This is a genomic window from Stenotrophomonas sp. SKA14 (genome assembly GCF_000158575.1).
Taxonomy (GTDB): domain Bacteria; phylum Pseudomonadota; class Gammaproteobacteria; order Xanthomonadales; family Xanthomonadaceae; genus Stenotrophomonas; species Stenotrophomonas forensis.
The window spans coordinates 890,069-903,971 of record NZ_DS999412.1 but is presented as its reverse complement, the minus strand read 5'-3'; the positions used below and the strand labels follow the sequence as shown (position 1 = coordinate 903,971).

The following is a 13,903-nucleotide window of genomic DNA, read 5'->3' as shown; positions in this document are numbered from 1 at the left end:
GGGCCTGGATCTACCGGAACAGCGCATTCAACGTCGCGCCCGGGGCCGCCTGCTGCAGGCCATCGAAGCACCCGTCCTGCACGATCGGATGGGTCGCCTGCATCAAGCCACCCCACGCCGCGCGGGCCAGCGCGCCACCGAGGCTGACCCGGCGCACGCCGAGTGCGGCGATGTCCTGCAGGCGCATGGGCGTCGGTCCACCCACCAGCAGGTTCACCGGCTTCGATCCTGCCGCGGCCACCACCGCGCTGATCTGCTCAGGCGTGCTGATGCCCGGCGCGTACAGCACGTCGGCACCGGCCTCGGCATAGGCGCGCAGGCGCTGCAGGGTGTCCTGCAGGTCCGGCACCCCCACGAAGAAGTTCTCTGCACGGCCCACCAGCAGCACATCGCCGCCGGCATGGTCGATCGCCACACGGGCCGCACGCAGGCGCTCGACCGCCTGCTGGATCGGGCGCAGCGGTGCATCGGCCACACCGCTGGCATCCTCGATCGACAATGCCGCGACGCCGGTATCGATCGCCGCTGCCACCGCCTCTCCCACCGCCGTTGGCGTAGCACCGAAGCCATCCCCGAAGTCGGCGTTCACCGGCAGTGGCGTCGCCCCCACCATCAGGCGCAGATGCGCCAGCGTGGCCTGCAGCGAAACCGCACCATCCGGCCGCCCCTCGCTCCAGGCACAGCCGGCACTGGTGGTCGCCAGGGCCAGGAATCCCTGCCGCTGCAGGTAGCGCGCACTGCCCACGTCCCACGGATTGGGCAGCACGAAGCACCCCTGCGCATGCAGCTGGCGGAAGGCCGCGCGCCTGCACGGGATGTCGGCATCGATCAAGGTCATGGCGGGCTCCGGTACGGTACAGCAGCACCCTAGCCCGGCCATCGCCTGCGCTCAATGGCGGCATGCGCAGGCGCATGAGGTGATGCCGCCTGCTCATTGGACGCAGCCGAGGGCAGTGCCGGAGCGTGCTTGCCTACCCCCTCATGCTGCCACGGAGCCGTTCATGCACCCGGACCTGGATTCCCCCGCTGACACCCACATCGGCGCAGGCGACGATGACGCGCAGTGGGCCGACCTGCTGTCGCCCGCCCGCCGGCGCCTGATCGCATCGGCCGGGCTGGCCGCCGGCGGCCTGGCCGGCGCGTCGACGGCAGCGGCAGCCACGCGCGACGCGCGTGCCGTGAACACCACCGAGCCTGGGCAGCCCGGCTTCCGCGCCATCGTCCCGCCGGCGGCGAAGGGCAGCAGCCCCTGGGGCCAGGCTACGACCAGCGAACCCACCCCGCGTCCGGCCAGCGTGCGTCCCGGCGAAGCCACACTACCCAGCGTCCCGCGCGCCTACACCGACATCAAGAGCTATCACGCGCACATCTACTTCGATGAGGACAGCTTCGCGAAGGCGGCCCTGCTGCGGCGCTGGGCCGCCGAACGCTTCCCCGTGGAGCTGGGCAACTGGAACCTGGAGCCGCGCGGGCCGCACGTCACGCCTTCGTTCTACTTCGGCTTCACCAACGACCTGCTGCCGGTGCTGGTGCCCTGGCTGCAGCTCAACAGCCTGGGCCTGACCATCCTGATCCACCCCAATACCGGCGACGGCCGCGCCGACCATCTGCATTACGCGCTGTGGGTGAACCGCGCGCAGCCGGTGAATGCCTACAACTGGCCAGCACCGAAGCCCGGCGAGCGGGAGCCGCTGGAGGAAGTCTTCCCGAACGTGGTGCCGACGGTACCGCTGGAGACCTGAGCGGGTGCGTGGCGGGGGAGGTGGGTGGCGTGCAGCGCACCTTGGGCTGCCCCTCGGTGGGTGCGTAGCTTGCTGCGCACCGAACTTCCTTCATCCACGCATGGCGTGGATCTACCGCATCACGGCCCATTGCCGCATCGGTCAGCGCCCGGCCTTGTCGCCATCGTCGGCCTACGTGCTTTTATCCCCCGGAGGCCGGGCGTTCAGCGCGCCTTGATCCGGCTCCCGCCATACGGCCGCAAGCACTCGGGCGAATTTCAAACAATCGATTGAAACACGGCAAACTTCGCCGAACTGGACAGCATCCGCCGCTTCCGCCAGACTGCCGCCCTTTCCCGTCTTCCGGATCCCATGGCGAAGCTGCTGGTCCTGCACGGCCCCAACCTCAACCTGCTCGGCACCCGCGAGCCGGAGGTCTACGGCCACACCACGCTGGCCGACATCGACCAGGCGCTGGCCGCGCAGGCGTCCGCCGCCGGGCACGGCGTGGAAAGCCTGCAGTCCAATGCCGAGCATGTACTGGTGGATCGCGTGCAGGCCGCGCGCAACGACGGAACCGCTTTCATCCTGATCAACCCCGCCGCCTTCACCCACACCTCGGTCGCCCTGCGCGATGCGCTGGCGGCGGTGGCCGTGCCGTTCATCGAGATCCACCTGTCCAACCCGCATACCCGCGAACCGTTCCGCCAGCACAGCTACTTCAGTGACAAGGCGGTGGGCGTGGTGTGCGGCTTCGGTGCCGACAGCTACCGCTACGCGATGGACGCGGCGCTGCTGCGCGTGCAGGCGGTCGGCGCGTGAAGATGCTGCCGCGCGTGCTTGCCAGCCTCGCGCTGTGCGCCAGCCTGTGCGGCGTTGCCCATGCGGGCGACCGCAGCGCCGAAGGCATCGACTGCGCGCATCCCACCACCACGATGGAGAGCGACCTGTGCGCTTCGGACGTGGCCGCTGCTGCCGACGCCGAACTCAATGCCGTCTACGCCCTGGCGCGCCAACAGCTGCGCACGCCGGCCAAAGGCGGCGGTTGCAGCTACTGCGGCGATGCCGAGCAGCAGCTGGTGCTGGCCCAACGCGCCTGGATGCAGCTGCGCGATCATGACTGCAACGCGGTCTATGCCCTCAATTCCGATGGCACGGCACGCAACGGCGCACAGATGCGCTGCCTGATCACCCTCGCGCGCGACCGTACGCGGCAGCTGCGCGAGTTCTACGAACTGCTTTGACCCGAGTGCGATGCGCTCCCCACCACACTGACATCACGAGCAAAGAGGCCACCATGGATCTCCGCAAAATCAAGAAGCTGATCGACCTGCTGGAAGAGTCGAACCTGGCTGAAATCGAAATCAAGGAAGGCGAAGAGTCGGTGCGCCTGTCGCGTGCCCCGGTGGCCGGCTATGCCGCCCCGATGCCGGCACCGGTGTATGCCGCCCCGGCCGCTCCGGCCGCGCAGGCAATGCCGATGCAGTCGCCGACCGAAGCCTCCACCGGCGGCACCGCCAAGCCGGGCCCGGCGCTGCCGGAAGGCCACGTGCTGCGCTCGCCGATGGTCGGCACCTTCTACGCCTCGTCCGCTCCGGACAAGCCGGCCTTCGTCAGCGTTGGCCAGCAGGTCAAGGAAGGCGAGACCCTGGCGATCATCGAAGCGATGAAGATGTTCAACCCGATCGAAGCCGACAAGTCCGGCACCATCGTCGCCATCCTCGGCGAGAACGGCCAGCCGGTGGAGTTCGACCAGCCGCTGTTCGTGATCGGCTGAGGGGCACGCCATGCTCGACAAAGTCGTCATCGCCAACCGAGGGGAAATCGCGCTGCGCATCCTGCGCGCGTGCCATACCCTCGGCATCCGCACGGTGGCCGTGCATTCCACGGTCGACCGCAACCTCAAGCACGTGGCCATGGCCGACGAGTCGGTCTGCATCGGCCCGGCGCCGTCGCCGCAGAGCTACCTCAACATCCCGGCGCTGATCGCCGCCGCTGAAGTCACCGACGCGCAGGCCATCCACCCGGGCTACGGCTTCCTGTCGGAGAACGCCGACTTCGCCGAGCGCGTGGAAGAGTCCGGCTTCATCTTCATCGGCCCCAAGGCCGACACCATTCGCATGATGGGCGACAAGGTCGAAGCCATCCGCGCGATGAAGTCGGCCGGCGTGCCCTGCGTGCCGGGTTCGGGCGGCCCGCTGGGCGAAGACATCGTCGCCAACACCAAGATCGCCCGTGAGATCGGCTACCCGGTCATCATCAAGGCGGCTGGCGGCGGCGGTGGCCGTGGCATGCGCGTGGTGCACGCCGAAGCCTCGCTGAAGACCTCGATCGAAACCACCAAGAGCGAGGCCAAGGCCGCGTTCGGCAATGGCGAGGTCTACATGGAGAAGTTCCTGGAGAATCCGCGCCACGTGGAGATCCAGGTGCTGGCCGACGGCCAGGGCAACGCCATCCACCTGGGTGAGCGCGACTGCTCGATGCAGCGCCGCCACCAGAAGGTGGTGGAAGAAGCACCGGCACCGGGCATCAGCGCCGAACAGCGCGAGCAGATCGGCAAGGTGTGTACCGAAGCCTGCGTGCGCATCGGCTACCGCGGCGCCGGCACCTTCGAGTTCCTGTACGAGGACGGCCGCTTCTACTTCATCGAAATGAACACCCGCATCCAGGTGGAGCATCCGGTCACCGAAATGGTCACCGGCATCGACCTGGTGGCCGAGCAGCTGAAGATCGCCGCCGGCCAGAAGCTGTCGATCAAGCAGAGCGACGTGGTGCTGACCGGGCATGCCATCGAATGCCGCATCAATGCCGAAGACGCCGAGACCTTCGTGCCGAGCCCGGGCACCATCACCGGCTTCCATCCGCCGGGCGGCCCTGGCGTGCGCGTGGACACGCACATCTACAGTGGCTACCGCGTGCCGTCGAACTACGACTCGATGATCGGCAAGCTGATCGTGCACGGCCCGGACCGCGAAACCGCCATCGCCCGCATGCGGGTGGCGCTGAGCGAGATGGTGGTCGACGGTATCAAGACCAACATCGCCCTGCAGCAGCGGATCATGCGTGACAAGGGCTTCCAGGCCGGTGGACAGAACATCCATTACCTGGAAAAGCGCCTGGCCGAGCGCAAGAACAAGCCGATCGCGCTGACCTGATCGGCAGCAGGTGCTGGACATGAAAAGGGCGGGGATTTCCCCGCCCTTTCTCGTTGTCTGCAGTGCCGGACCCACGCTTGGCCTGCCGAAGAGCGGCCCGGCAGCGCCCGGCTCTACACAAACAGGTTCAGCGCTTGTCGGCCACTGCGGCCGGAATCTGCGTGTTCGCCAGTGGGCGAACGCCATTGGGCGAACTCGGGTCGACGATCACCATGGTTTCGGTGGAACCATCGGGCCAGACCACCTGGAAGGTGCTGCCGGCCGGCAGTGAGGCGAACGGCATCCCGCTCTGCGCGCGATAGACCGCCGCGACCTGGCTGGCACCGGCGCGGCGAACGTCTTCCTGCGCCTTTACCGTGGTCAGTTCCACTTTTGACAGATGCCGGTAGCGATCCTCGTAGGTATCGATCATCAACAGACCGACCGCACCCGCCGAGTAAGCCACGAACAACGCCACCCAGAACCAGAATTTGGCCCCATGCAGGAGTCGACGATAGTTCATTGACCGCCTCTCTTCTTCCCAACCAATCGCTTGATCCACTGCTTCATCTTCCCCGAACCTTGCCGCGAGACCGCAGCGTCATACACGAAATCCCGGAAATCCTGCGCTCCATCCTGCGAACAGATCCCTCCGTTCGCACAAAAACTGTTCACCAGTACGCTGTCCGCACCACAAGGTAGACCGAGTTCACAGGCCGCAACCCGCCATGCAAGTTCACTGAGTGGCTCACCGGCCACCTGGTCGGCAATCGCGCGATCCCCCGCCGCCCGTGTGCCCATCCCCGGAGCAATGGCCATGAAGGCCTCCGGGTCGCGCGACGCACGCACCCGCTCGACCAGGTCACGGCGGTACTCGGGGCTGTCATGCAGCGGCTCCCCTTCGGCGAACAACGATGCCTCTGCGGCCAGGTTGCCGTGTGCAGCCGCCTTGCGCCGCTCGGCCAACACCCGCGCGGCGCCCAGCTTGTCGCCCGGCACGAAACCACCGCAGCGCTGCGCGACACGTTCGCGTGCCTGCACCATCGCCGGCGCAGCGGTCAGCCCCAGTCCGGCCAGCACGTTGTTGTCCAGGCGATAGCCACCCGGATCAAGCGCGTACTGCGCGCAGTAGTCGTAGACCCGGCTCAGCATCCAGCGCGCTTCATGATTGCCGTCATCGGCCTGCACGCGCAGACGCTGCGCATAGGCGTAAAGATCGGTGGCCTCCTCGAAGTCGGCGCGCAGATCCAGCGGCAGCCCCGACGGCAGCGCGTTGCCTCGTTCAAGGGTCGACAGGCGGCGCGCAAGTGCCTCGGGCACCACCGGCATCGGCGTGCTGGTGGTGTCCGCCGACAGCGCCGACGGCAGCTCCGACGGCATCGGCACCGCGGAAACGTGGCCGCTGGCCCGATACCCGACCACGCCCAGCACGGCCACCGCCGGCAGCACGAGCAACCAGGTTTTCAGGGTCGGAGCGAAGGCCATCGGCGGCGTTGAGGCGTCAGGGCGCACAGGAAAGCACACAGTTTAGCAAGGCCCGACAGCCCTGTCTGAACCGGCTTCGTTCATCTCAAGGCATACGGAGACGCCTTGATGGTCTAGCATGGCGCTCTTTCCCGCGATTGCCCCCACCGCCATGCCGTTCCTGGAACTGACTCTGCGCTGCACCGAAGCCACACAGCCCCGCTATGAAAACGCGCTTGAAGATGTCGGCGCACTGGCTGTCACCCTGCTCGATGCCGAAGCCGATACCAGCAACGAGCAGGCCATTCTCGAACCGGGCGTGGGCGAGACCCCGCTGTGGGACACCCTGGTACTGAGCGCACTGTTCCCCGCCGACAGCAACGCGCTGTTGCTGCTGGCCGCACTGGAAGCCTTCGATCCGGAGCTGGACTGGAGCGGCGGCAGCTTCCGCGCGGTGGAGGATGAAGACTGGGAACGCGCCTGGCTGGACCAGTTCCAGCCGATGGATTTCGGCAACCGTACCTGGATCGTGCCGTGGAACCATGAGCTGCCGGACGCCGCACAGGCCGCCGACGCCGCCGTAGTGCGGCTGGACCCGGGCCTGGCGTTCGGCTCGGGCACCCACCCGACCACGGCATTGTGCCTGCGCTGGCTGGATCAGTTGGCCGTGGACGGCCAGCTGCAGGGCCAGCGCGTGCTCGACTTCGGTTGTGGCTCGGGCATCCTCGCGCTGGCCGCGCTGAAGCTGGGCGCTGCTGAGGCCATTGGCGTGGACAACGATCCGCAGGCGCTGGTCGCCACCGCCGACAACGCAGAGCGCAATGGCGAGCAGGCACGCATGCAGGTCTACCTGCCGCAGGACGAACCGGTCGCGACCTATCCGATCGTGGTCGCCAACATCCTCGCCTCGGCACTGGATGCACTGGCCGAGCTGCTGGCCACGCGCGTCGCCGCCGGCGGCCGGATCGCGCTGTCCGGCATCCTGCATGGACAGGAAGGCGAGCTGCTGCAGCGCTACGCCGCGTGGTTCGACGACCTGCAGGCCACCCAGGATGGCGACTGGATGCGCATCACCGGCGTGCGCCGCGCCTGATCGTGGTTGAATGACTGCTGGATCCGAGCCCGCGCCCTGAGCATGTCCGAGCCGAACCCGCCGCGCCGCCCCCTGGCCACCTTCCTGCGCACTGCGCCGGCGGGTGAAGCCACGCCTGCGACCGATGCGCGCATGCAGGACGCCGCCGCGCCTGCAGCGCCCACGGTGCAACTTCCGGCCGAGCCCGTCGAACCGACGCAACCGCCGGCGGCAGAGAGGCAACACGATGATGACAGTGTCATCGTGCAGGACCCCACGCCCTTCGAACCGGCGCCGGTTGCAGTGTCGGCAACACCGCTTGCCGGTGATGTCCCCGGTTTCCTCGGCAACACCCGACCGCGCGCCCTGCCGGCACCGCGCTGGCACTGGCTGCTGGTGGCCGGGCTGGCGCTGCTGCTGGTGCTGCAGAGCGTACTGGCCGACCGCGCGCGCCTGGCCGCCGACGCCGGCAACCGCGCATGGCTGGGCCCCCTCTGCGGCGTTCTCCACTGCAGCCTGCCGCCCTGGCGTGAACCCACCGCGTTCACCATGACCAGCCGCGAGATCCGCCCGCTGCCCGGACAGGCCGGCGTGCTGCAGGTACAGGCCAGCATTCGCAACGACGCGCGTTGGGCACAGGCCTGGCCGGACCTCCGCTTGTCCCTGTCCGATGCCGATGGCCGGGTGATCGGCAGCGGGGTGTTCACCCCCGCGCAGTACCTGGGCGAGGCCCCCGGCACGGCACCGCTGGAGCCGGGTCAAAGCGCACGCGTCGCGTTCCGTGTACAGGAGCCCGCCGCATCCACTGTCGCATTCACCTTCGACTTCCTCTGACCGGGCTGAAGACGCCCAGCCGTGGCAGGTCGAGCACGCTCGCGCTAGACTGACCGCCACCACCTCGTCCGGCCGCGCGCTCCGCGCGCACGGGCCAACCGAATCGGGAACCCCCTTGAACGCTGTCCTTTCTCGTCCTGACAACAGTCGTGGCGCTCCCCGGCCACCGCTGCGTGAACACGTCGCCCAGTCCGTGCGCCGCTACCTGCGTGATCTCGATGGCTGCGACGCGGACGATGTCTACGAGATCGTGCTGCGCGAGATGGAGATCCCGTTGTTCGTGGAAGTGCTCAACCACTGCGAAGGCAACCAGAGCCGCGCCGCAGCGATGCTGGGCATCCACCGTGCCACCCTGCGCAAGAAGCTGAAGGAATACGGCATCAGCGCGTAAGCGCCACAGGGGTAGTGCCGGCCGCTGGCCGGCAACCCCATGAACGATGGCAGGATGTTGCAGTTGCCGGCCAGCGGCCGGCACTACCGGTAGATCCACGCCATGCGTGGATGGCGTCCTCCCGGAATCAACCGCCGCCGCCCGCCTTCCAGTAGTACCGCACCACATGGAAGAACACCGGCGCGGCGAAGCACACCGAATCCAAGCGGTCGAGCATGCCGCCGTGGCCCTCGATCATGTGGCCCCAGTCCTTGATGCCGCGGTCGCGCTTGATCGCCGACATCACCAGGCCACCCCAGAACCCCATCAGGTTGATCAGCAGCGACAGGCCGAAGGCCTGCAGTGGCGTGAATGGCGTGATCCACCACAGCGCCGCGCCCAGCGCGCTGGCACTCAGCACGCCCCCCACGAAGCCCTCCACCGTCTTCGACGGCGACAGCTTCGGTGCGATCAGGTGCCTGCCCAGCAGCTTGCCCCAGATGTACTGCAGCACGTCCGAGGACTGCACCACGATCACCAGGAAGGCAAACAACAGCACGTTGCGCGACGGGTCATGCCCCGGCACCTGCAGGTTCAGCAGCAGCGGAACGTGCGAAATGCAGAACACGCAGATCATCAACCCCCACTGCACCTTCGCCGTGCGCTCCAGGTAGTGGGTGGTGTCGCCACCGATGGTCGACAGGATCGGCAGGAACAGGAACGCGTAGACCGGAATCAGCAGCGTGTACATGCCGTACCAGTCGATCCACACCAGGTAGTACTGCCACGGCAGGACGATGTAGAACGCGGCCAACAGCGCGTAGTAATCGCCCGAGCGGGTCGGCGCCAGGGTGATGAACTCGCGGAGCGCGAACAGCGAGATGATCGCGAACAGCACGATCACCCCGGCACGGCCGAAGAACAGCGCCAACCCGACCACGATCGCCATCACCCACCACGCGCGGATGCGCGAGACCAGGTTGGCGATCACCGCGCTGGGCTGCCCGCGCTGGCGCCAGCGCAGGGTCTCGGCCACCAGTGTGGCCAGCACCAGCACCGCGCCGACACCGGCAAACAGCAGGCCGGTCTGCTGGCCTACGCTCTGCGTTGCCAGATCGCCGGAGACATCCAGCACGAAACTCATGCGCGGCCTCCATTCGGTGCCAGGTCCAGCAGCGCCTGACGGCTACGGGCCAGGAAGGCGGTCTTGTCCTCATCCGCCTGCAGCCGCAACGGCGCACCGAAGGTGGCCGTGCACAGCAGCGGCAACGGCAGGAACCGGCCTTTGGGCATCACCCGCTTCAGGTTGTCGATCCACACCGGTACGAACTCCAGTTCCGGGCGTTGCCGCGCCAGGTGGTAGATACCGCTCTTGAACGGCAGCAGCGGTTCATCGCCGACATTGCGCGTGCCCTCCGGGAACAGGATCAGCGAACACCCTTCATCGACCGCTTCGCGCAGCACCTGCAACGGGTCCTGCTGGCGATGCCCGGCCTCGCGCTCGACCAGCACGCCGTTGAACACCGCATCGATCAGGTAGCGGCGCAGGGCATCGCCCTGCCAGTACTCGGCCGCCGCCACCGGGCGCACCTGGCGACGCAGGGCCGGTGGCATCGACGACCAGATCAGCACGAAATCGCCATGGCTGGCGTGGTTGCCGTAATAGACGCGGTGCTCACTGGATGGTGCACAGCCGATCCACAGCGCACGTGCGCCGGTTACCACATGGATCGCGCCACTGCAGGCGCGGGCAATCAGTTCGGCGAACATCGGTTCCTCCCGTTCACGTCTGCGGCCACAGCACCGCCAGCAGCAGCACCGAAAACTGCAACAGGGTGGCCATGTACTGGCGCACCAGCAGGCGGCGCATGCCAATCCAGCGCGCCTCCCAGCCACGCATCGGCGCCTGCGCATCACGGCGGCGCAGGCCAGCGGTATGCAACGCGGTATCCATCCGTTCGGCGGCCGCATCCCCCTGCAGGTGTTCGCGCAGCAGCAACTGCAGCAGGCTGGCATCAAGCTGCACGCGCACCGCGTAGTACATCTGCACCCCGCCGATCACCACGCTCAACAGCAGCAGGCCGGCAGCGATCATCGCCAGCCCCGGCTCACTACCCAGCAACAGCAGCGCCACCAGCAGCAGGCCCAGTGACAGCACGGCAGGCAGGCGGCCCTGGCGCAGCAGCAGGTGCATCATCGGCAGATCGGCAGCGTTGCTCATGCAGTGCTCTCCGGTGCGGCGGCCGCCGCGATGGCCTGTAGATGAAGGTCATGCAGGACGATCGACGGTCGTGCGGTGCGCACGATCGCCACCGCAGCGTCGACATCGGTGGCACGACCACTGCGCAGCAGCCACGTCGCAACGCTGGCGGCACTGCGCGAATAGCCCAGCGCACAGCACACGAGCAGCGGCCCCTGCGCACGCAGCCGCTCGATCGCCTCGGCCGCCTCGCGCAGCTGGGGCGGCGTGGGCACCACCAGGTCCAGCATCGGCACGCGGGCATACGCCGCGCCCGGCGCACGGCAGGACAATTCGGCACAGACGTCCACCACGCCCCGCAGCGGCGGCAGCAACGAGGCGCTGGGGATGCGCCCCAACCACACGCCGTCCATCACCGGGACCGGCTGCGGCGCACGGCGCGTCCACACCCGTGAGTTGATCCAGGCCGCGCCCAGATACGGTGCCAGCAACCCGCGCGCCGCCATCGTCAGGCGCCCGTCGGCGCGCTTCTGGAACACGGCCGTGCCCAGCCCTGCGTAGGCCAGTGCCACCAGCAGCAACGATACCACCGGCCACAACAGCCACAGCGCTGCGCCGCGCAGCAGCACCACCGGCAGCAGCAGGGCCGCCGCCCCAAGCAGATAGAACAGCGCCAAGCGCCAGCGCTTCGGGTCGCGCGCAGTGCACCAGGCGCGCAGCGGCGGCGTGCCCTGCTCCGGCCACAGCCAGACGCACAGCCAGCCGACCAGCAGGCCGGTCGGAATGTCGATGAAATGGTGCTGGAACGTGGTCAGCACCGAAACGCCGATCAGCAGTGCCCACCCATGCAGCACCCAGCGCCAGGCACCGTGCAGGTACTGCGCGAACTTCACCCACAGCACGATCAGCAGCACGATGTGCAGCGACGGCGCCTGGTTGAACGGCTTGTCGAAGCCCAGCAGCACATCGAACAGCCAGCCGAACACACCGCCGATCTCCGGCCGTTCAAAGCTGAAGCGCAGCGGCCACAGCAGGAAACACGCCACCGCGATGACCTGCGCACTGAACAGCCGCAGCGCGTGCCGGTCCAGTTCCAGTCGTTGCCGGCACAGGAAGAACGAGATCGCATAGAACAGATCGATCGACCAGTACGGCACGATCGTCCACGGCACGAACGGAATGCGCGTTTCCCAGGTGAATGCCATCATCGGCAGCGCCGAATGGCGGCTGGCCATCCAGTTGGCGAAGCCGTAGCTGGCGAAGAAGAACGGGCCCAGCAGGGCCAGCCACAGCAGGGCGCGCCGCCAGGGGCGTCCCTCTGCAACCAGTGGGCTGGCGGCGAGCGTCGCCATCACGCCGTCCGGCGCGCCAGCGACACGGTGAAGATGCCGAAGTCGTCGATGCGCTGCGCCACTTTCTCGAACCCGGCCAGGCGTACCAGCTCGTCCATCTCCTGCTGGGTACGACGCCGCATCACCCACGCCGCGCCGCCGCGGTGGCTGGTCAGCGCGCGGGCGATGAACTCCAGCTGCGGGTGCCAGGGCTGGCCGGTATAGGCCAGGTAGCCGCCCACCGGCACCGTCGCGGCGATGCCCTGCAGCGAGCGCAGTACCGCGTCGTTGTCGGGGAACAGTTCGTACAGGCCCGAGACCACCGCCAGCGTCGGCGCCGGGTCCACCCTGGCCAGCTGCGCCGGATCGAACGCATCGCCCTGCTCGAAGCGCGCGATGTCGGCCGCCCCGAGCCGTTCGATCAGTGCCTGGCCCTGGTTCACATTCAGATCGCTGAAGTCGCGCAGCACGATGCGATCGGCACGCTGTTCGCCCTGGCCGAGTGCCTCCAGCACGTAGCGGCCATGGCCGGCAGCCACGTCCAGCACGCGTACCGGTGTGCCCTGCCCGCGCAGGCGCTGGGCAGCATCGCGCAGCAGTTCCTGCAGGTGCTGGCCACGCACGCGGATGCCGCGCCAGCCGATCGCATCCAGATAGTTGCGATCGACCATGCGCCCCAGCGGGCCCTTGCCACGGGCTTCGTCGCGGTAGATGTAGTCAAGCGTGCTGCCCGAATCGAAACCGGTCTGCAGGCCCAGCGCGATGCCTTCGGACAGCGTGCCACCGAAGCGCAGGCCACCGCGCACCACGCGCCAGCGCAGGTCGGCCAGGCTGTTGCGCTCCGGTGGCCACGCCAGGACTTCCGATTCTTCGAACGTCGGTCCGTGGCGGTGTGCATCGCGCCGTGACAGCTCGCGCAGCGGTTCGGCGAAGCGCGCTTGGATGAAGCTGCGGATGCGTGCCAGCGCAGGCGCCCGATCGCGCTCACCCAGGGTGTCGTGGAAGAAGCCCGGCAGGTGCACGCGCTCCTTGACCGGGCTGGACAGGCGTTCGTAGAAGCGGTCCTGCGGACCACGGTGCACGACGAAATCCGAGCCGGAGACCAGCAGCTGCACCGGCACGCTGATCGCCTGCGCATCGGCCACGATGCGGTCGGCAGCCTCGTACAGGCCCAGCAGCACGCGCACCGAGATCGGCCGGGTGATCAGCGGATCGGTGCGGTAGCTTTCCACCCGCGCCGGGTCGTGGGTCAGCCATTGCGGCTTGACGTAGCTGTTGACGAAGAAGTTGCCGCGCAGCTTCTGCATCAACGCCAGGCCCGGGCGTGCAAACGGCACGTACAGCTTCACCTTGAACGCCGGCGAGGCCATCACCAGCGCACGCAGGCGCGGCGCATAGCCATGTACCCAGGTGGCGGCGACCACCGCGCCCACGCTCTGCGCGATCACCACGATGTTTTCCACCGCGATGCCGTGCTCGGCACCGATGTGGGCGATGAAGCTGTCCAGGTCGCGTACCAGCGCCGGGAAGCCCGGTGCATCGCCGCGCGCACCCGGGGAGCGGCCGTTACCGCGCGCGTCCCAGGCGAAGAAGGCGGTATCGGGCAGGTCCAGCTCATCGACCAGGTGGGTAACCCGGCCGGAATGCTCGTGGCCACGATGCAGCAGCACGATGGCCTTGCTGGCCGGCGTTGCGGTGGTGGCCGCCCAGTACCGGTAGAACAGCGGTACCTGATCGAAACTGTGGAATTCGCGTTCCTGCGCCTGACGCATGCAAT

General features: G+C 67.9%; 16 protein-coding genes. 8 read left to right on the top strand and 8 right to left on the bottom strand.

All coding sequences use genetic code 11. The features are described from left to right. Positions 1 to 10: 10 nt before the first annotated feature. Entirely contained in the window at positions 11 to 838 is an 828-nt protein-coding gene (locus tag SSKA14_RS04115) for an isocitrate lyase/phosphoenolpyruvate mutase family protein (protein WP_008266678.1), read from the bottom strand. A 163-nt stretch (positions 839 to 1,001) separates the two neighbouring features. Here SSKA14_RS04115 and SSKA14_RS04110 point away from each other — a divergent pair, with 163 nt between their 5' ends. The 5 genes from SSKA14_RS04110 to accC all read left to right on the top strand — a co-directional run bounded on the left by SSKA14_RS04110 (position 1,002) and on the right by accC (position 4,876). Continuing rightward, a complete protein-coding gene (locus SSKA14_RS04110) occupies positions 1,002 to 1,742 on the top strand; it encodes a DOPA 4,5-dioxygenase family protein (protein ID WP_008267634.1) in 741 nt (246 codons plus the stop codon). 351 nt (positions 1,743 to 2,093) lie between these two features. After that, entirely contained in the window at positions 2,094 to 2,543 is a 450-nt protein-coding gene (aroQ, locus tag SSKA14_RS04105; protein ID WP_008265806.1) for a type II 3-dehydroquinate dehydratase, read from the top strand. 2 nt (positions 2,544 to 2,545) lie between these two features. Further along, a complete protein-coding gene (locus tag SSKA14_RS04100) occupies positions 2,546 to 2,965 on the top strand; it encodes a lysozyme inhibitor LprI family protein (protein ID WP_040009332.1) in 420 nt (139 codons plus the stop codon). 53 nt (positions 2,966 to 3,018) lie between these two features. After that, entirely contained in the window at positions 3,019 to 3,498 is a 480-nt protein-coding gene (accB, locus tag SSKA14_RS04095; RefSeq protein ID WP_008265096.1) for an acetyl-CoA carboxylase biotin carboxyl carrier protein, read from the top strand. A 10-nt stretch (positions 3,499 to 3,508) separates the two neighbouring features. Continuing rightward, positions 3,509 to 4,876, top strand: coding sequence for an acetyl-CoA carboxylase biotin carboxylase subunit (accC, locus tag SSKA14_RS04090; RefSeq protein ID WP_006473295.1), 1,368 nt, complete (start codon positions 3,509 to 3,511; stop codon positions 4,874 to 4,876). Positions 4,877 to 5,003: 127 nt separating this feature from the next. On the opposite strand, the gene SSKA14_RS04085 is transcribed toward accC, so the two are convergent. Both SSKA14_RS04085 and SSKA14_RS04080 read right to left on the bottom strand, forming a co-directional pair. Further along, positions 5,004 to 5,378, bottom strand: a complete 375-nt coding sequence (locus SSKA14_RS04085; RefSeq protein WP_040006982.1) for a hypothetical protein — start codon at positions 5,376 to 5,378, stop codon at positions 5,004 to 5,006. Beyond that, positions 5,375 to 6,340, bottom strand: a complete 966-nt coding sequence (locus tag SSKA14_RS04080; protein ID WP_008264656.1) for a hypothetical protein — start codon at positions 6,338 to 6,340, stop codon at positions 5,375 to 5,377. Before SSKA14_RS04080 ends, SSKA14_RS04085 begins: the two co-directional genes overlap by 4 nt. A gap of 151 nt (positions 6,341 to 6,491) precedes the next feature. Between SSKA14_RS04080 and prmA the strand changes: the two genes are divergently transcribed. The 3 genes from prmA to fis all read left to right on the top strand — a co-directional run bounded on the left by prmA (position 6,492) and on the right by fis (position 8,616). Then, positions 6,492 to 7,412, top strand: coding sequence for a 50S ribosomal protein L11 methyltransferase (gene prmA, locus SSKA14_RS04075; protein WP_008268749.1), 921 nt, complete (start codon positions 6,492 to 6,494; stop codon positions 7,410 to 7,412). Between the two features lie 42 nt (positions 7,413 to 7,454). Next, positions 7,455 to 8,225: a DUF3426 domain-containing protein gene (locus SSKA14_RS04070; protein WP_008266771.1), complete on the top strand. Its 771-nt coding sequence runs from the start codon at positions 7,455 to 7,457 to the stop codon at positions 8,223 to 8,225. Positions 8,226 to 8,340: 115 nt separating this feature from the next. Then, positions 8,341 to 8,616, top strand: a complete 276-nt coding sequence (fis, locus tag SSKA14_RS04065) for a DNA-binding transcriptional regulator Fis (protein ID WP_005419706.1) — start codon at positions 8,341 to 8,343, stop codon at positions 8,614 to 8,616. Between the two features lie 127 nt (positions 8,617 to 8,743). On the opposite strand, the gene SSKA14_RS04060 is transcribed toward fis, so the two are convergent. The 5 genes from SSKA14_RS04060 to SSKA14_RS04040 are packed head-to-tail and all read right to left on the bottom strand — an operon-like array spanning position 8,744 to position 13,898. Beyond that, on the bottom strand, positions 8,744 to 9,739 hold the full coding sequence (locus tag SSKA14_RS04060) for a phosphatidate cytidylyltransferase (RefSeq protein WP_008268531.1): 996 nt from the start codon (positions 9,737 to 9,739) through the stop codon (positions 8,744 to 8,746). Continuing rightward, positions 9,736 to 10,365, bottom strand: a complete 630-nt coding sequence (locus tag SSKA14_RS04055) for a lysophospholipid acyltransferase family protein (protein ID WP_008266098.1) — start codon at positions 10,363 to 10,365, stop codon at positions 9,736 to 9,738. The genes SSKA14_RS04060 and SSKA14_RS04055 overlap by 4 nt, the downstream gene beginning before the upstream one ends. Positions 10,366 to 10,378: 13 nt before the next feature. Beyond that, on the bottom strand, positions 10,379 to 10,816 hold the full coding sequence (locus SSKA14_RS04050; protein WP_008267537.1) for a hypothetical protein: 438 nt from the start codon (positions 10,814 to 10,816) through the stop codon (positions 10,379 to 10,381). Continuing rightward, positions 10,813 to 12,147, bottom strand: coding sequence for a phosphatase PAP2/dual specificity phosphatase family protein (locus SSKA14_RS04045; RefSeq protein WP_008265292.1), 1,335 nt, complete (start codon positions 12,145 to 12,147; stop codon positions 10,813 to 10,815). Before SSKA14_RS04045 ends, SSKA14_RS04050 begins: the two co-directional genes overlap by 4 nt. Beyond that, complete coding sequence (locus SSKA14_RS04040; RefSeq protein ID WP_008264941.1) at positions 12,147 to 13,898, bottom strand: bifunctional alpha/beta hydrolase/class I SAM-dependent methyltransferase; 1,752 nt, start codon at positions 13,896 to 13,898, stop codon at positions 12,147 to 12,149. Before SSKA14_RS04040 ends, SSKA14_RS04045 begins: the two co-directional genes overlap by 1 nt. Positions 13,899 to 13,903 lie beyond the last annotated feature (5 nt).